Source organism: Pseudoalteromonas ulvae UL12 (genome assembly GCF_014925405.1).
GTDB classification, from domain to species: domain Bacteria; phylum Pseudomonadota; class Gammaproteobacteria; order Enterobacterales; family Alteromonadaceae; genus Pseudoalteromonas; species Pseudoalteromonas ulvae.
Map to the genome: position 1 here is coordinate 172,976 of NZ_AQHJ01000030.1, position 17,712 is coordinate 190,687.

19 protein-coding genes are annotated in these 17,712 nt (G+C 43.9%); 15 read left to right on the forward strand and 4 right to left on the reverse strand.

Translation table 11 applies throughout. From position 1 onward, the window contains the following. The first annotated feature begins 84 nt into the window (after window positions 1-84). The 5 genes from PULV_RS14330 (at window position 85) to PULV_RS14350 (ending at window position 4,732) form a co-directional block, all read left to right on the forward strand. Entirely contained in the window at window positions 85-1,047 is a 963-nt protein-coding gene (locus PULV_RS14330) for a LysR family transcriptional regulator (protein ID WP_193332083.1), read from the forward strand. A 98-nt stretch (window positions 1,048-1,145) separates the two neighbouring features. Beyond that, on the forward strand, window positions 1,146-1,574 hold the full coding sequence (locus PULV_RS14335; RefSeq protein ID WP_193332084.1) for a hypothetical protein: 429 nt from the start codon (window positions 1,146-1,148) through the stop codon (window positions 1,572-1,574). After that, complete coding sequence (locus PULV_RS14340; protein ID WP_086745709.1) at window positions 1,571-1,765, forward strand: helix-turn-helix transcriptional regulator; 195 nt, start codon at window positions 1,571-1,573, stop codon at window positions 1,763-1,765. Before PULV_RS14335 ends, PULV_RS14340 begins: the two co-directional genes overlap by 4 nt. Before the next feature lie 223 nt (window positions 1,766-1,988). After that, entirely contained in the window at window positions 1,989-3,338 is a 1,350-nt protein-coding gene (locus tag PULV_RS14345) for a M28 family peptidase (protein ID WP_193332149.1), read from the forward strand. Between the two features lie 71 nt (window positions 3,339-3,409). After that, complete coding sequence (locus PULV_RS14350) at window positions 3,410-4,732, forward strand: ABC1 kinase family protein (protein ID WP_193332085.1); 1,323 nt, start codon at window positions 3,410-3,412, stop codon at window positions 4,730-4,732. A 54-nt stretch (window positions 4,733-4,786) separates the two neighbouring features. Here the strand turns inward: PULV_RS14350 and PULV_RS14355 are convergent, their stop codons facing one another. Then, window positions 4,787-5,173: an MAPEG family protein gene (locus PULV_RS14355; RefSeq protein WP_193332086.1), complete on the reverse strand. Its 387-nt coding sequence runs from the start codon at window positions 5,171-5,173 to the stop codon at window positions 4,787-4,789. Window positions 5,174-5,232: 59 nt separating this feature from the next. Beyond that, window positions 5,233-5,487, reverse strand: a complete 255-nt coding sequence (locus PULV_RS14360) for a DUF2960 domain-containing protein (protein WP_086745705.1) — start codon at window positions 5,485-5,487, stop codon at window positions 5,233-5,235. Window positions 5,488-5,663: 176 nt separating this feature from the next. Here PULV_RS14360 and PULV_RS14365 point away from each other — a divergent pair, with 176 nt between their 5' ends. From PULV_RS14365 to PULV_RS14375, 3 genes are all read left to right on the forward strand, one after another. Continuing rightward, window positions 5,664-6,605, forward strand: coding sequence for a hypothetical protein (locus tag PULV_RS14365; RefSeq protein ID WP_193332087.1), 942 nt, complete (start codon window positions 5,664-5,666; stop codon window positions 6,603-6,605). A 100-nt stretch (window positions 6,606-6,705) separates the two neighbouring features. Continuing rightward, entirely contained in the window at window positions 6,706-7,416 is a 711-nt protein-coding gene (locus PULV_RS14370) for a LipL32 family surface lipoprotein (RefSeq protein WP_227009409.1), read from the forward strand. 218 nt (window positions 7,417-7,634) lie between these two features. Further along, complete coding sequence (locus PULV_RS14375; protein WP_227009410.1) at window positions 7,635-8,483, forward strand: class II glutamine amidotransferase; 849 nt, start codon at window positions 7,635-7,637, stop codon at window positions 8,481-8,483. 61 nt (window positions 8,484-8,544) lie between these two features. Here PULV_RS14375 and PULV_RS14380 read toward each other — a convergent pair whose 3' ends face one another. Continuing rightward, window positions 8,545-9,234 (reverse strand): Fe2+-dependent dioxygenase, encoded by a 690-nt coding sequence (locus PULV_RS14380; protein WP_193332088.1) that lies wholly within the window; start codon window positions 9,232-9,234, stop codon window positions 8,545-8,547. Between the two features lie 65 nt (window positions 9,235-9,299). After that, the gene (locus tag PULV_RS14385) at window positions 9,300-11,546 is read right to left on the reverse strand and encodes a TonB-dependent receptor (protein WP_193332089.1); all 2,247 of its coding nucleotides are present in this window, start codon (window positions 11,544-11,546) and stop codon (window positions 9,300-9,302) included. A gap of 168 nt (window positions 11,547-11,714) precedes the next feature. Here PULV_RS14385 and PULV_RS14390 point away from each other — a divergent pair, with 168 nt between their 5' ends. The 7 genes from PULV_RS14390 to PULV_RS14420 are packed head-to-tail and all read left to right on the forward strand — an operon-like array spanning window position 11,715 to window position 17,690. Beyond that, window positions 11,715-12,536: a DUF3450 family protein gene (locus PULV_RS14390; RefSeq protein WP_193332090.1), complete on the forward strand. Its 822-nt coding sequence runs from the start codon at window positions 11,715-11,717 to the stop codon at window positions 12,534-12,536. After that, window positions 12,529-13,866, forward strand: coding sequence for a MotA/TolQ/ExbB proton channel family protein (locus tag PULV_RS14395; RefSeq protein ID WP_193332091.1), 1,338 nt, complete (start codon window positions 12,529-12,531; stop codon window positions 13,864-13,866). The genes PULV_RS14390 and PULV_RS14395 overlap by 8 nt, the downstream gene beginning before the upstream one ends. After that, window positions 13,866-14,243, forward strand: coding sequence for a MotA/TolQ/ExbB proton channel family protein (locus PULV_RS14400; protein ID WP_086745697.1), 378 nt, complete (start codon window positions 13,866-13,868; stop codon window positions 14,241-14,243). The genes PULV_RS14395 and PULV_RS14400 overlap by 1 nt, the downstream gene beginning before the upstream one ends. Next, complete coding sequence (locus PULV_RS14405) at window positions 14,233-14,634, forward strand: ExbD/TolR family protein (RefSeq protein ID WP_193332092.1); 402 nt, start codon at window positions 14,233-14,235, stop codon at window positions 14,632-14,634. The genes PULV_RS14400 and PULV_RS14405 overlap by 11 nt, the downstream gene beginning before the upstream one ends. Before the next feature lies 1 nt (window position 14,635). Then, complete coding sequence (locus tag PULV_RS14410) at window positions 14,636-15,271, forward strand: energy transducer TonB (protein ID WP_193332093.1); 636 nt, start codon at window positions 14,636-14,638, stop codon at window positions 15,269-15,271. Then, window positions 15,268-16,623, forward strand: coding sequence for a tetratricopeptide repeat protein (locus PULV_RS14415; protein ID WP_193332094.1), 1,356 nt, complete (start codon window positions 15,268-15,270; stop codon window positions 16,621-16,623). Before PULV_RS14410 ends, PULV_RS14415 begins: the two co-directional genes overlap by 4 nt. After that, entirely contained in the window at window positions 16,623-17,690 is a 1,068-nt protein-coding gene (locus PULV_RS14420; protein ID WP_193332095.1) for an alpha-hydroxy acid oxidase, read from the forward strand. The genes PULV_RS14415 and PULV_RS14420 overlap by 1 nt, the downstream gene beginning before the upstream one ends. Window positions 17,691-17,712: the final 22 nt, after the last annotated feature.

The window sequence follows — 17,712 nt, forward strand, 5'->3', positions numbered from 1 at the left end:
GACGCAGTGTATGATTTTTTATCAATTGATGAAAATTAAAACATTGATACTATGTCATAGATAATTATCTATGCGAGGTTGCGAATGAACATTCGTCATTTAACGTTTCGATTACTGCAAGTATTTGTTGATGTAGTCCAAACAGGATCCATCACAGAAAGTGCACGGCGTTTGCACCTGACACAGCCGACCGTGTCCTTACAGTTAAAACGCTTAAAAGAAGCTATCGGTGAGCCGTTGCTCGAAACCCAGCATAATAAACTGGTTGTGACCCAAGCGGGGCAAGAGTTATATCGTATTTGCCAGCAAACATTGGCCAATTTTTCTGAATTCAATACTTTTTTAGGGGCGCTTCAAGAGGGTCAGCGCGGGCATTTTAGTATTGCGATGGTGAACACAGCGCAATACATTTTGCCTCGATTGTTAGGACCGTACAGCCAATCTCACCCCAATGTTGATGTGACCGTTGAGATTGGCAATCGTGAGCAAGTATTAAGGCGATTTGAGCAAGGTGCCGATGATGTATATGTATTTAGTCACCCACCTTCATTAGAGCATGCGTTTGCTGGGCGATTCTTACGTAACCCACTTGTGCTCGTGGCGTCGGCCAATCACCCCTTGGCACATAAGTCACAGGTTAGCTTGGATGACGTCATGAAAGAGCGCTTTTTATTACGAGAGCCTGGCTCTGCAACACGGATGTTGTTTGAAAGCTTTTTACAAAGTCGCGGTGTCACTTTATCGAGTAGTTTACAAATGGCGAGTAACGAAGCGATCCGTGTCGGGGTGAGCTCTGGTATGGGGCTTGCGCTGCTTTCACGCCATGTATTACCAACCCAAGATCACAGCCTTGTGTCGTTGCCAATTGCGGGGTTACCGTTAGAAAGTCATTGGTACTTTATTGTCCGAAATGATCGCCACTTATCTTATGCGGCATTGGGATTTTTAAGATTTGCAGAGCAGCAACTTACGCAGTGCTTGGACCCACAATGGGTGAGCAATGATTTATCGCAGTTATTGCAGGCGCTCTCTTCTCAGTCGCACTAAAAGTATAACTTACTATTCTTTTTGTAAAGCAAGCTTGACTTTGTGTGTTTAGTGCGCAATATTGAAGTCAAGTTTACTTTACTTTAAAAGGTGTAAAAATGAATACACAAATGAACTGGCAACAAAAACATAAATATAATACGGCAAATTTAGCCAAATGGACGTTTGCATGGTTAGTGAGCTTAGCGCTCGTGTCGTTTGGGCCAAAATTTATTTGGCAAGAAACAGTGATCGTCAGTGTGCTGGCGTTATTGGTCAATATTGCTGTTGGGATCGGCATGATTTTGGCGAATAAACGCCAGCTCCTTGGGTTGGATGAGATGCAGCAAAAGCTACAGCTGAACGCGATGGGCATCACGTTAGGTGCGGTGCTTGTGATGGGGATCGCCTACGAAACTATGAGCAATAGTCACATTATTTCTTTTGATGCCAAAATCTCGCATCTGGTTATTTTCATGGGATTAACTTATCTGATTTCGACCGTTGTTTTGCAAAAAAAATACAGCGTTGATGAGGATGAAGAATGAAAAACCGCTTAAAAGTATTGCGTGCAGAAAGAGATTGGACTCAAGCAAAGCTTGCAGAGCTACTCGATGTGTCTCGTCAAACCGTTAATGCAATCGAAAAAGGGAAATTTGATCCAAGTTTACCCTTAGCATTTAAGGCCGCCCGTTTATTTGGCTTGGCGATAGAAGATATTTTTGAAGATGAAATGTAAACACTGTAATGGCAACAAAGAGCAAATTTTGTTGCCATTTTTTATGTAAAGAGAGCGCTAATTCATCACCTGTTATTGGCTTGATTGCCTGTTTAACAGTGTTTATTTTCTGTTCATCTCAAAACAGTTGTTGTTTATAGGCTGTGCGATAGTCTCAAGTGACATAATAAAAAATTACTCCACAGGCCTTTTTATGTCATCGTCCAAGTTTCAACCTCTTAGCATGTTTTCGTTCACCTTAGGTTCATTATTGTTGAGCCAAAGCCTGATCGCCAATGAACTCAATTATCGCGATCAGGCTCAGCTTCATCAGATTGCAAAGGCTGTCTCGGCTGAACGGATTGGTCAAGATATTCAGACGCTCGTTAATTTTGGTACGCGTCATACTTTATCTGAGACGCAATCACCCACCCGTGGAATTGGCGCAGCAAGGCGTTGGATTAAAGCGGAGTTTGAACGCATTTCGAAACAATGTGGCGGTTGTTTAGAAGTGATTGAAGTATCAGATGTTATTTCGGGTGAAAAGCGAATTCCGAATCCAACCGAAGTGGTCAACATTATTGCGATTCAGCGCGGTGCGGTGGAGCCCAATCGTATGGTGATGATGTCGGGAGATATTGATTCTCGGGTCAGTGATGTGATGGATTTTACCAGTGACTCACCGGGAGCGAATGATAATGCATCGGGCGTGGCTGGAACGCTTGAAGCCGCCAGAGTCTTATCACAATATCGGTTTAATGGTTCGATTGTTTATGCGGCGTTATCCGGTGAAGAGCAAGGTTTGTTTGGTGGTAAAATACTTGCGGCTTACGCGAAAAAACAAGGTTGGCAAGTGCATGGCGTACTCAATAATGACATGATTGGCAATATCACAGGTATTAATGGCGTGACCGATAATACCACGGCACGTATTTTCTCTGAGGGTACGCGCGTCACAGAAACGAAAGAGCAAGCAAGGGTGCGCAGATTCACCGGTGGTGAAGTTGACTCGGCGAGTCGTAATTTAGCGCGTTATATTGACACCATCGCAGATCGTTATATTCCAAATTTGGACACAATGCTGGTTTATCGTCTTGACCGTTTTGGTCGCGGTGGCCATCACCGGCCATTTAATGATGCAGGGTTTTCTGCAGTTAGAATAATGGAAACGAATGAACATTACGATCGCCAACATCAAGACTTACGCACCGAAAATGGACGTGTCTATGGCGATACCATCGACGGCGTTGACTTTGATTATGCCGCAAAATTAACAGCCTTAAATGCGGTCAGCATGGCGTCAATGGCTTGGGCACCGGCCCCGCCAACAGCTGTAAAAATTAGCGGTGCAGTTGAAGCAAGTACGCACTTTACTTGGCAACAATCGAGCGATCCGACCATTGCGGGCTACCGCATTTATTGGCGCTATACCAGCGAGCCTCAGTGGCAGTTTAGCCGTGATGTTGGCAAGGTCAATCAGGCAATACTCGAAAACATTGTGATTGATAATTACACCTTTGGTGTCGCAGCAATTAGCCAAGATGGTCTTGAATCGCCTGTGGTCTTTCCGGGGGATGTCGGAGCGTTTGAATAAATACGCTTAATCGATCGGTGTCAGGGTGGCGCTCGTATCATGTTGAATAATTACTGGATAGGAGGGCTATCGTGTCGAAAGAGCGCGCAATTGCGACCTCACGTTTTGCTCGGTTTGCTAAGTTAGGGTCATTGGCGGGCAAAGTAGCTGGAAATATGCTCGTTTCAGGCGCCAAAGGTGCGCTGAATGGGCAAGCGTGGGACAATAAAAGCCTGTTGCTGCAACCTAAAAATATTGAGCAATTAGCTAAACAACTGGCGCATCTGCGTGGCGCCGCCATGAAGTTAGGCCAATTATTGTCTATGGATGCGGGTGATTTACTCAGCCCTGAACTTGCCGAGCTTCTCGCAATGTTGCGGGCAGATGCCGATCCTATGCCACACAAACAACTTGTGTCGGTTTTAAAAGCGCAGTGGGGCGACAATTGGCTCGATACTTTGGCGCATATCGAGTTGAAACCTTTTGCTGCCGCTTCTATTGGTCAAGTTCATCAGGCAATCACTGAGCAAGGTGACAAACTGGCGATTAAAGTACAATACCCAGGTATTGCGAAAAGTGTGGTCAGTGATGTCGATAACGTGATGGCACTTCTGACCTTGTCTCGGCTTTTGCCCAAAGAGATTGACCTGACTGAGCTAGTCGAAGAGGCCAAGCAGCAACTGTTAAATGAGGCTGACTATGAGCTCGAAGCCCAACACCTTAAGCGTTATAGCGAGTATTTAGCTGATCATCCCCGCTTTAAAGTGCCGACTGTGTATCCGCAATTTAGTAGTAAGCGGATTTTAGCGATGGAATATGTGGCAGCCGAGCCCATTGAGCAACTCAATCAACTTAGCCAAGAGCAACGCAATCAAATAGCGAGTGATTTTATTGCATTGTTTTTTCTCGAACTATTTGAATTCCAATTAGTGCAAACTGACCCTAATTTTGCCAACTTTCAATACCAAAGCAGCACTGAACGCATTGTATTATTTGATTTTGGAGCAACACGAGAAATAACCTGCGCACTGAGTCAGAGTTATCGCCACTTGTTGGGTGCTGCGCAAGTACAAGATCGCGACGGGATGTTTGAAGCGGCTCATCAGATTGGCTATTTTCAGGATCAGGTGATCGATAGTTACAAAAATAATGTGATTGATATTTTTATGTTGGCGTGTGAACCGTTACGACACTTAGGAAAGTATGACTTTGCAAACAGTGATTTAGCACGGCGCATGAAAGAGGCGGGACTTGCAATGAGTGGCAACTCTCAGCAGTGGCATACACCACCAGTGGATGCGTTATTTATCCACAGAAAATTAGCGGGTCTTTATTTAATTGCGGCTAAATTAGAGGCGCAAATAGATGTTAACTCACTCTTTAGTGTTTATTCGACAAGGGCTAATTTAAGCTGAAAACGGGGTGAGAGTGTTCACCCCTGAGTGTTTTTTGGCAAGAGATGTATCCGTCTATGGAATGCTTAACCACATCATACCGAGTGGACATAATAAGCTGATAAGCCAAACAAAAGAGCGGAGTTTATCGATATTCAGATAATAAAAAATACAAAAAAGAACCCGTGCGACCAAGTAGACAATTGCCAGTATTTGTACGGTTTGACCAACCGTATTGGTTGCCAAGACCACAGCGATAGCCAAAGCAAAAATCAATAAAGATTCAAAGCTATTTTGATGTGCAGCCAGCGCTCGCGCGCCAAAGCCAGTTAACCGTGCTTGTTGGGCTCTTGGGTGTTGGTTGTCGTAGCCGCCGTCTTTTTGCATGGCATAGGCTACAGGGGCTTTGGCTAAATAAGGGAGTAAAGCGGCAATAATCGCACAAATTATAAGGGTCGTCATAGGTGGTTCCTGTTTTTAGTGACCTTACTCAAACAACATGAGGCGCCACGAGAGTGGGGTTACTTTGCCTTTGGATCGTCTTTAATAAATTGGATGTCACTAAAACCAAATTTAGCAAATTCTTGATCGCGGAAGTTTTTAATCGCCGCTGAGCCTTTTGAAGTCATGGCGATTTGTTTTTCCATGGCTAAGTAATTGCGCAGGTCAATGCCTTCAGCTGCAGCGATGGCTTCATACATATCGTGATATTTATCATTGGCGAAATTAATTTCTTTTGCGTGGTCTTTAAATTTATAACTGATTCGACGGGCCATGGGCTCTCTCTTTTGCGGCGACTTTAAAGGATAATTATATCGTTTTTAATCGCAGATGAAAGCGCGTTATATCCTCTTGTCTTAGTCTATACTCAAGCATTGAATTCCCAATCAGAAGCTTAGTAATGCAAGTTGTACCATTATTATTTTATTTAACGTTTAGTAATAGCGAGATCATGGCGGATTTGAAAAGAGCGGAAATTCTCGCCGCTGATAAACCGGCAGAGGCGCTGCTGTTATATCTGCAATACCAACCTCAATTGCAACAAATGCCGCCGAAAATTCAATTGTTATGGCATACCTCTGCAGTTCGTTCTGCGTTGAATCAAAGCAATCTTCGCCATGCCCATCAAATTTTACAAGATATGTTGCCAAGCTACCAAGCAACGGGTAAACCTAAAACCGACTTTTATTATAATTTAGCGGGCATTTGGTTTCGAAAATCTGGATATAGTCAGCAAGCATTGTGGGCGTATCAGTGTGCACTTAATGTCACAACAAATAACAAAGATAAACTTAAATATACCAGTAATGCCGCGGTTGCTGCCCGTTATGTAGGTGATAAAAAACTGGCTAACCAGTATTTCGCTCAAGCTAAAGAGTTGCTTAAAATTGAGCCAGACTTAATGATGCAAGCAAGTGTTGCCAATAATGAAGGTATGCTGTTGTTAAGTGAAAAACGTTATGAAGAAGCGTCGAGTTTATTTACTAAGGCGCTTTTTTTACGTGAAGGGCATCACCGAATTAATAGCCAAATACTCAGTACTTTGAACTTAATGGCAAGCTTGCTGCTCAATCATGATTTGGCGGAGTTTGTTCGGCTGGATAAAAGTAAATTAAGTCGATATCAATTATCACCAGCGCAAGATATTTATTTAACTTGGTTAAATAGTGCTTATCAAGTTTTAAGTTCAGCCCAACCTGTGCAGCTGAGCCCAACTTTAACTGCCGATTATCTGACCGTCGAGAATGACAGTATTGTGTATTTAATCGAGCAAATAGCGGAGTTAATTAATGTGCCTTTACCTGCTCATCCGATCAATCAAAAAGATAAGCAATTACAAGATCATCTGCTATCGGGTTATTTCAATGAATGCCAATTTTTTGAACAGTCTTAAAAAACAGTCACTTATTATTCAAAAGTGTGTAAAATAGCCGCCGTATAATTTATGTCCAGGTTGTTGTCGGATACAGTTCAATAAAAAAAAGGAAGTGATCATGAAATTACAGTTAATGGCGGCGGCTTTAGCTTTGGTAAGTAGCTCTGCGTTTGCAGGTTTTAATTTAAATAGCCTTGTCGATGGAGAAGGGCTGCCAAGTTTTACTTCAAGTAAGAGCAAAAGTTTAGGTTTCACCAAAGTTGCGGTGCCTTATGCAAATACCGTTAATTACTTTGGTTATATTGACCAAGATTCGAAGCCTGATGAAACCATCAAAGGGAAAGATGCTTATTATCTATATATTTGGGTACCAGCAGCTTTAGATGAATTGGGTGTGCGGATGATTTCGCCAGTTGGCGACTTAGCGTCACCTGAAAAGAGCGATTTTGTGCAAACAGGTTTTGCTGACAAGTTAAAAGCTGATAAAGAAAAATGGTTTGATACTTGGATCCGTGTTGAGCGCATGGATGTGATCAGTCCTGAAAAAATTAAAGATGCGAAATCAGTCTTTAGTGTGCTCGATACTGACGACGATGGTGATGATACTTATGATGAGAAACGCCATGCGAAGTATAACTCGTTAACGCGTATTGAATCTCAAGTGAGCAAACCAGAAAAAGCATTGGTGCGCGGTTTATATCGTGTGGCCTTTACGACCTATAAAACAGGTAAAGTAGAAGGTTCGTTTGTGGCGACCATCGGCTCAAATATCCCGGGCATTACCATGGCAACATCACTGAGTGAATTGCACAAACAAGTCAATCAATAAGCGTATTGATGAAAAAAAGCCTGCTTTGCAGGCTTTTTTGCTTTGTAGGGTATCAATAACAGGTGATTGCGCGTGACACGAAATTTGAGGGCGATAAAAAACTCACTTTATTTCTTGGTGTTCTGTGAGGAAGGGGCTAAATTTGCACAAAAATATTTTATAAGAATGAGAATACACGCATGTGTCGGTTTTTAACTTATTCAGGCCCTGAAACATTAATGTCACCGTTAATTTTTGAGGCTGAAAACTCACTGGTGATGCAAAGCAAATATGCCCAAAAGCGTAAAGTCCCCACCAATGCCGATGGCTTTGGTTTAGGCTGGTATGCCTTGCATGACGATACCATTCCTGCGACGTTTGTGAATGTCGATCCGGCTTGGAGTAATCGTAATTTAAAGACTATTGCTGAGAAAGTGCCGACTCGGCATTATTTTGCTCATGTACGTGATGCATCAAAGGGCATGCCGGTCAGCCAGGGCAATTGTCATCCGTTTCAATGCATGCACTATTTATGGATGCACAATGGCCGTTTGGATATGTTTGATAGCTTTCGCCGTGCGTTAATGAGTGGCTTGTCTGATCGGGCGTTTAGTTTAATTAAAGGCAATACTGACTCAGAGCATGCGTTTGCATTGTTTATGGATAAACTAGGTTTTAAAGAGTCCGCCAGTGCAGACGAGCTTGAGCAGGCAATGGTTGAAACAATTCGCGAAATCATGGTGTTGCGTAAACAAGCTGGCGCCGAGACAAATGCGTTTATTAACTTTGCGATTACAGATGGATACCACACGGTCGCAACACGATTTACGACCTTAGAGACCTCTCAGCCTGCCTCGTTATTTTATGCCCACGGAGAAGTGACTAAAATAGATGGCATTGTCGATGTTATTCATTGCGATGATCCAGAGCGTCAAAGCATTATGATTTGCTCAGAGCCGCTCACCGAAGAAGATGCGCAGTGGATTAAAGTTGAACGCAATCATATTGTGATAGCACATGGCAATACCAAGGTGATGCAAAAGCCCATCGAGCTGCCATTTCAAGCTGACTTACTTGTAAATATTTAGACTAAACGAGTCTCAATGAACCCTCAGTGAGTGAGGAGTGATGGCATGGCACTCGTGCCAATTACACCTCACTCCATTGCCTTAATAAATTGTGATACACCCCCGCTAAACGCACCAGTTCGGACTGTTCTGGATCGGCTGCGGTCAGCGCTTGAATACTGCAATCTAAGTCAAACAAAATACGGCGCTGATCATCTTGGCGGATTAAGCTTTGTATCCAAAAAAAGCTGGCCAGGCGCTGTCCTTGTGTCACTGGTGTGACGTGATGCAGGCTGGTCGATGGGTAAATGACCATGTCGCCCGCAGCTAATTTTACCCGCTGCTCACCATAAGTATCTTGAATGACGAGCTCACCGCCTTGATAACTGTCTGGCTCACTTAAAAATAATGTTGCCGAGACATCAGTGCGTATTTGCGTGCTCGAATGGGCATTGGGATTGATACGCCGAATTGCATTATCAACATGGGCGCCAAACGTCCCACCTTGCTGGTAGCAATTAAACATCGGCGGAAAAATTTTGTTAGGTAAGGTGGCTGCGGTGAATAATGAATTATCTGCCAAACGGGCTTCGATAAAGCGCCCAATTTCGATACCTATGGGGTCGGTTTGTGGTAATTGCAGGTTGTGTTTACAGTTTTTCGCTAAGTGACCAGCCGTACTCTGCCCATCAATCCATTGTGTACTTGCCAGCATCTCACGACATTCAATCACTTGTGATTTTGATAAAACAGCAGGAATTTTTACTAGCATAACGCGCCTTTTTATTACAATAACAGGCCAAGCAGCAATGCTGCTTGGCCTGTTCATCAGATCAGTTAAAACTGATAACGTAAGGTAAGTTTCATGGTGCGTGGGTTTCCTGGGCGGAAATGGCCACGGGCACTGTAATCGGTAATATATTCTTTATCCGTTAAATTATCGATATTGAACTGAACACCTAACTTATCTGTCACATCATAACCCGCCATGATGTTAAGTAAGGTTTGGCTGCCGCTATCAAAGTAAGCGGTGTTGCGACGCCAGTAAATATTACCCGATGAATACTGAGCTCCGGCGCCGAGGCTTAACTTATCTAATTCGTAGTTAATCCACACGCTGGCAGAGTCTTCTGGGGCGGCACTTAATCCGTTACCTTGGGTGTCTGGGCTAAAGTCTTTAGTGACTTCAGTTTCTTGATGGGTATAACTGGCCAGTACACTGAGCTGATCGGTCAGCGAACCGCTAGCTGAGAGTTCAAGCCCTTTTGACTCTTGTTCACCTGCTAAGAAATAACTGCCATCAGTATCGCGGTCTAACACGGTTTTTTCGGTTAAAAAGAGCGCTGCACTAAGCTGTAACTTTGTCTCAAATAAATCCCACTTCGCACCAAGTTCATAACTTTTTGCTTCTTGAGGATCTAGGCTTGAAACCGTACTAATTCCTTCAAGGCTTCGCCCTGCAAAAGCTAAATCGCCTCCTGCCGGGTCTTGTGAATTGGCTACGCCCACATAGTAGTTCGTATTGGCATCTGGTTTGTACGCAAGCGAGGTATTCCAGCTGAAGAAATCGCCTTTGGCTTCTAAGCCATCAACCAATACGCTGACGCGCTTACCATCAATTACTTGGCGGACATAGGCAGATCCTTCTGCTTGGTAATCTTCGTAACGTAAACCCACCGTTGCTAACCAGTGCTCGTTAAAGGTAATGCTGTCGAGTGCATACAAGGCAAAACCTGTTCCTTCAACTTCGGTCGGTTGAGTGCTACGAGAAATTGCACCTGTAAATGGCATATCAGGGCGCGGAGCGTCTAAGTCAACATAGTTTTGTTCAAGTTCAATCTCATTTTGCGTCGGAAAACGAGTGGTAGACTCTTGATAATATTCAGTCCCAATCACTAAGTCATGTTGGATATTGCCAGTGCTGAGATTAATCACTGCATCGAGTTGGGTGACAGCAAGATCGTTTTCTTGGTCAACAATTTGTACTGGGCGTAAATCAATTTGGTTTTGGTAGGTACGCTCACGCGTTTCTGGATCGCGTGTACTGGCAAACGCCGGGCGTGCTAGTACAGATTGTTTTTCGTTACTCGCAATGCGCGATTGGCTACGTAAAACGATGTTATCGGCCAGTTGGTGTTCAATTAATAATGTCGCAAGATTGACCGATACATCTTCGTAATCACGTTTGGCTACACCATAATAATTACCCCAATATTGGCTCGCAATTGGACCTTCTTTATGGCCTAACTGGTTTGATATATCACCACTGACCCAAGGAAGGCCTAGCATAGGGTCATTGTTTTGTTCCATCCACAGAATATCGGCAGTAATGGCTGTTTTTTCATTTAAATCAACACGTAATGATGGTGCAATCGCGGTGGTTTGATAATCTTCAACACCATTGTCGAGCGGATCACCTCCTTGTGTATACAAGGCATTTATACGCAGTGCAGTGCTGCCGCTGAGTTGTGTATTATGATCGGCGGTTAAGCGTAGGCGGGTTGCATCATCATAGCTGATTTCAGCGTGACTAAATTCATCCTGCTCGGCGCGTTTAGACACTAAGTTAACGCTACCACCGGAAGAGCCTTTACCCGTAATGCTTGAGCTAGCACCTTTGGTCACTTCAACTTGCTCAAAGTTAAACATATCGCGCGAGTAGCCTGCGATGTCTCGAATACCATCGATGTAGATATTACCATTGGCACTAAAGCCACGGATGGTAATTTTGTCATTGGTGGTGACATTACCGCCGCCGCCTTCACCTGCACCAAATGTCGATACACCCGCAACATTACGCAGCGCATCATTTAGACTGGTGACCCCTTGGTCTTGTAAAACTTGTTCGTTAATCACTGTGATGGTTTTAGGTGTGTTTAATAATGTGGTTTGGTATTTATCTGATGAGGCTTTTTCTACTTTGTAATCGCTTTTTTTCTCTTCGTTTACTTTGGCTGTGGCGAGCTCTTTTACCGATTCATTGGCTTGGGCTGTGAATGCCATGGTTGTCAGACCCACTGCAATGGCCTGCGCCATTATTTTTTTATTAAAGGGAATGAGGTGTCCTTTGGTTGCAACGCGCATAGTTTCTCCGAGATTTGTTGACAATTGTTATCATTTGCATTTAAATTGTTGCGCATCTTAATGTTAATCGTTATCATTTGCAATTATCGGAACTAAAAATAATTTAAATTTATAATTAACCTGAGCTTAGGTTAATGAACAAAATTATTAGGCAGGAATAACAGACAAATGGCGTTAAAACAGCACATTAGTGTTTGGTGCTTTGTTTGTGTGTCGGCAATGGTGTTAAGTTTTTTTAGCGTCACAACGTATGCACAACAGAGTGAAAATGCAGTCAAACAAGCTGACCAATTAGTACAGCAATGGTTAGGTCTTTCTCAGCAGCAAAGTCGTTTGCAAAGTGAATGGCATCAACAGGAGCCAGTTTTAACGCAACGTATTGAATTACTTCGCCAAGAGATTAAGCAGCTCAATACTTTGATGGCTGATAATCAGGCAAAAGGGAGTGAAGTCGAGCAGCAACGGGCGCAGCTATTAGCATTGCAAACCAATATGGAAGCCAATCAACAAGTTATGAGCACGTGGCTGTCTCAACAGTTGAGCAAAGTAAATAATATTATTTATCGCCTGCCACCGCCTTTGGCATTGCAGTGGAAAACTGCAATGGATGAGATGCCTTTGGTCGATGCGAGTAACAGCGACAAACTGACCTTATTATTAAGCCTGTTTACAAAATTGACTGACTTTGACCAACGAATAGCCTCATTTGAATCCAAAATATTGGTTGCAGAACAAGAAGAACGGCTAGTGAAACAGCTTTACTTGGGGATTTCACGTGGTTGGTATATCAGCTTGGATGAAGAGCAGGTTTTTGAAGGGCTTGCGACCGATCATGGTTGGCAGTGGCGAGTTAATCCGGCATTACAAGCTGCAGATATTCGCGATGCTATTGCCATGATTGAGCAACGAAAAGAAGCGGATTTTATACGGTTACCTGTGTCACTTAATTCGAATGATCATTTATTAAAGGTGGACAGTGGTCATGAATAAACATTGGTTCGGGTTCATCGTTTTACCGTTGGCGCTGTGCAGTGTGTTCGCCCAAGGAGCATCACCTCAGCAAGGTTTGATTGATGATATTCAACAGGCACAGCGTAATTTAGTCAAAACAGAGCAAGCAATCTATACCAAGAGCAGTCAATACGCCAAGCAAATACAGCAATTAGAAACTAAGGTATTGGCGTTACAACAACAAACTGCTGTAGCAAGGCGCGCCGCTGATGAGCAGACCTTAAGTTTTGAGCAACTACAAACACGCTTAAAAGAATGGCGCCAGCAAGATAGCTATCAAAACAATCAGTTACAACGCTTTGCACAGCAAGCCAAGTTACGAGAGATAAATGCAGGGGCTGACTTAACAGCAATGCTAGCCAAACTTTCTGAGCACTTAGGTCAATTAGTGCTGCGCAGTAGCCCTACTTTTACCCCCTTAGAATTAGCACTGAGTGATGGTCAGTTAACCCAAGTACAAAGCTTATCTTTAGGGCCGGTACATTGGTACATAGACTCAAGCACAGGACAGGGCGGTTTGTATCAAATGAAAAATGAGATCGCACAAGTTGCGCTAGCATTTGATCGCAGTGATAGCGAACAACTTCAGCGCTTACAGCAAGGATCTTCGGGAAAAATTATGTTTGATCCGACCTTAGATCGTGCCCTCACCATCAAGATAGCCGAAGAGTCCCTGTGGGATCACATTCAAAAAGGTGGGGTGTGGGTCTTACCTATTTTGATCTTTGGGGTCTTTGCCTTATTCATTTCTTTTGCAAAAAGCATTCAGTTATGGCGTTTACCTGCGGTACAGCCAGCACTAAGTACACGTTTGGCTCATATTTTTGCTCAGAAAGATCAACAAAGTGTGAACCAAGAATTAGCGCAGCTCAAGAGCCAGCTTGGAGATTCGATGCAAGGGCAACTACTTGACATAACGGCCAATACAAAAATAGGGCCCAGCCGAGATGATCAGCTTTTTGCGGCACTGCTGCATCATAAGCATCGCTTAGATTATTGGCTTGGTGCCATTGCGATTACCGCTGCTGTTGCTCCTTTGCTTGGGTTGCTTGGGACAGTGAGTGGCATGATTGAAACATTCAAGCTGATGACTTTGTTTGGTGCGGGCGATCCTGCCGCTGTTTCGGGCGGGATCTCTGAGGCATTGGTGACCACTGAGCTTGGTTTAGTTGTCGCGATCCCAGCTTTGTTATGCCATGCATTGTTATCGCGCCGTGCAAAAACGTATTACGGTGATCTTGAAAGTTGCGCAGTGAATTTAAGCCAGTTAGGCGCAGTCGAACAGAGCACATTGAAGGAGGCGGCATAATGCAATCATTTGATAATATTGTAGTTTGGGCCATGTTAACGTTAGCTTTATTTGTGTACTACAAATTGTGTTTATTGATGGTAGTTCGGCCAAGTAGCCTGAATACCGAACAAAAAAAGCAATGGTCACAAACCGTGGGCTGCCTAATCAATGCTTTGCCATTGTTGGGGTTGCTTGGGACCATTATGGGGTTGCTACAGTCATTTTATGCGATGTCATTAGGCGACAGTTTCTCGGCCAGCAGCGTGCTTAGCCAAGGTATTGCTAGTGCATTATGGACCACGCAATTGGGCTTAGTATTAGCGGTTCCTGCTTGGTTAATGTTGACTTATTTTAATAATTTAGTGCAAAAAGCGAGCTTGGCTGATGCGCGCTAATTTGAAAAATCGCTTAGAGCAACAGCAGCAAAACATTGATTTATCGCCCTTGCTGGATGTGGTGTTCATTTTGTTAATCTTCTTTATCGTGACCACAGTATTTGTCAAAGAAACCGGAGTTGAAGTTGATAAACCCCAAGCAATTTCAACCGCTAAGCTAGAGCGAAATATCATCATGCTGGCGATTACTAATCAGGGAGAGGTGATTTACGATGGCAGTAATATTGGCGTCGCAGGGGTTAGAAATACCGTTGCGCATTTATTAAAAAATCGCGCCCTGCCAGTGGTGATCCAAGCTGACAAACTCGTTCCAACAGAGCTGTTAGTGCAAGTATTGGATGAAAGTAAATTGGCAGGTGCTGCCAGTGTCAGTATTGCGACGATCCCCTAAGATGAAATTAAAACGTCATCATGTTTATGCCGTGTTGCTGGCATTGTTGTGTGTCAGCTCGGCTGTGTCGTTGTTATTTATTAATCAATGGTTTAGTGATCAAGCTGAGCGAACGGTGGTGGTTAGAGAGGTTGAATTGACGGCGTTGGCACCTCCACCACCTCCGCCACCGACCACTCAGCAACCAACACCTCCCGAAGCGTTAACTTTAGCAGTAGAAGGTCAAGGCCCAGCTGTTGAAATAAGCTTAGTCGCACCTGTCGCCCTCAAAATGGATACGCACGTTCCGACCCCTCAAATGAATGTCGAACCGGACTGGCAAAGCCAACTTGATATTGATTGGCAAGCATTTGGTTTGAATGATCTGGATGGTTTACCGCAACTCCTAACCCCAATTAAGGCTGCGTTTCCCAATAGTTTAGTGCGAAAAGGCGTGCATCAAGCGGTGGTCAAGTTGGATGTGTTTATTGATGAGCAAGGTCAGATTAGCTTAATTTCAATAGCGCATAATCCGTATCCAGAATTAAACAACGCGATTGATAAAATTATAAAATCATCGCGTTTCAGTATACCGAAAAAAAATGGTGAGGCGGTCAAAGCGCGCTTTATCTGGCCTGTGGAATTTAAAAAATCATGAAATTGAAACTTATAAAATGTGTGGTTGGCGCAATTGTGTGTGCCGTATCAAGTGTTGCTCAGGCACAAGTCAATCAGGTCAGTGTTATACTCGAGCCTCCAGTATGGGCATTTAAAGCTGATACTGTGGTCATTCCCAATCATGAAGCGCGCTTAACACCCAACGAGCAGCCTTTGGCTGAGCGGCTCAAACCATTGTTGACGAACGCCGATTATCACAGTGCAGCAAGCTTACTTGAGGGATATAAAAGCACCACTAAAAGCGCAGCGTTGTGGCAATTAACCGGGCAGGTTTATCTAGCACTTGAACAATATGCTAAAGCCGAAGAGGCTTTATTAATCGCACTTAAACAAGCTCCGGGATTAAGCCGTTCGCACCGTAGTTTAGCGGTCATTTACCTGCAATTAAAAGACTACCACAAGGCGCACTTTCACATTGGTCAAGCCATTGCGTTGGGCCATCATGATGCGCAGTTATTTGGTCAACTTGCCTATATCAACATGCAAAACCATCAACCTTGGGCAGCAATAAGTGGGTATCAACGGGCGTTGTTACTTGAGCCAAATAATCAACAATGGCAGCAAGGGTTAATGGCTTCATTGATTCAGTCGCAGCAATTTTCAGCGGCGCATGCGCTTGTGATGGATTTAATTGCCAACGATGAAAATAATGCCAACTTATGGCTCAGGCGTGGGCAAATTGCCCTCAATCTACAGCAGTTTGAGCAAGCGCTGTCTAGTTTTGAAATGGCGTTGCGTTTAGGTGATACGCAAGTCAATAATCGCTTACTGACCGCACAGCTTCATATCCAACATGGTTCAGTCGCTCGCGCCAGCACGCTTTTAAAAGATGTACTTCGCCAAGATGCGCTTCAGTTTAGTCTGTTGCATCCAACATTTTCTTGGTTGTTACAGCAGCAACATTATGAAGAAGCCGAGCAACTACTGACAACAATTGCTGATGTAGGCACGTTAACTGTGTTTGACCAAAGTCGTTATTATGCGTTTAAAGGTCAGCTGGCAGCAAAGAAGGGTTCAATCAAGCAAGCGTTAAAATGGTATGAACAATCATTATTGCTAGATAGCAATAATGGCGAAGTGTTATTGGCGCTGGCTGAGCATTTTTCAACGCAAAATGCGTATAGTCGCGCTGAGCTCTATTATATTCGAGCCGCCGTGATTGGCGCAGTGAAAGAGCAAGCGTTGCTTGGGCACGCCCAACTAGAAATTAACCAGCAAGATTATGGCAGTGCGATTGTGCTGCTCAATAAAGTGTTGGCACATAACCCAAATCGACTCGATTTGAAGCAGAATATCGCAATATTACAGCGATTACACAGTCAGGCTAGTTGATGAAACCGTTCGATACACCCCCTCAGGATATTGTTTCACTGCATGATTATCGCCGCTATGCAGCAAAAATACTGCCTGCAAATGCATGGCACTATATTGATGGTGCCAGTGCGGATGAATTGACTGCGCAACACAATCAGCACGCATTTAGTCGGTTTCACTTGAAACAACGCGTACTCAATGGCGTTACAAAAGTCGATACGAAAGTGCGGTTACTCACAGAAGATCATGCCTTTCCTTTGTTATTAGCACCGGTTGCGTATCAAAAATTAGCGCATCCAAGCGGTGAAGTGGGGGTGATGCAAGCGGCCGCGGCGCAAGACATTGGTTATGTACTCAGTACACTTGCGAGCACCCTTTTAGGCGAGGTTATTAAATATAAAGCCAGTAATTCTGCTTGGTTTCAGTTGTATATACAGCCGCAATGGTCACAGACTTTGCAGTTAATTGAACAAGCTGAAATGGCTGGTTACTCGGCGTTGGTGATCACCGTTGATGCGCCAATCAATGGTTTAAGAAACCGCGAACAGCGAGTGGGCTTTTGTTTGCCTGACGGTATTGCCGCGGTCAATATCCAAGGAGGAAATCAACCTAGCAGTTTAGAGGCGTGTTTAGCTGTCGCACCGACTTGGCAGACCATTGAAAAGATAATCAGTGCAACAAAATTGCCTGTTATTCTAAAAGGTATCTCTTGCGTTGAAGATGCCCGCTTGGCTAAGCAGCTTCATTTATCAGGAATTGTGGTGTCTAACCACGGTGGCCGTGTGCTCGACTCTACAGCGCCTAGTATCAATACCTTAAGAGCAATTCGTGAGGAAGTCGGTCAGGAAATGACTGTATTACTCGATAGTGGTATTCGTCGGGGGACCGATGTGGTGAAAGCTCTGGCCCTTGGGGCAAATGCGGTAATGATTGGCCGACCTATGATGTATGCTTTGGCGACAGCTGGCCCGTTAGGCGTGGCGCATATGCTGCGAATACTCAAAGATGAAATACAAATGACAATGGCATTATGTGGTTGTGAGAATGTCGGGAAAATTAGTGGGGATATTTTACATGATTACTGAGCCAAAGAGAGAGTTTGGCTCA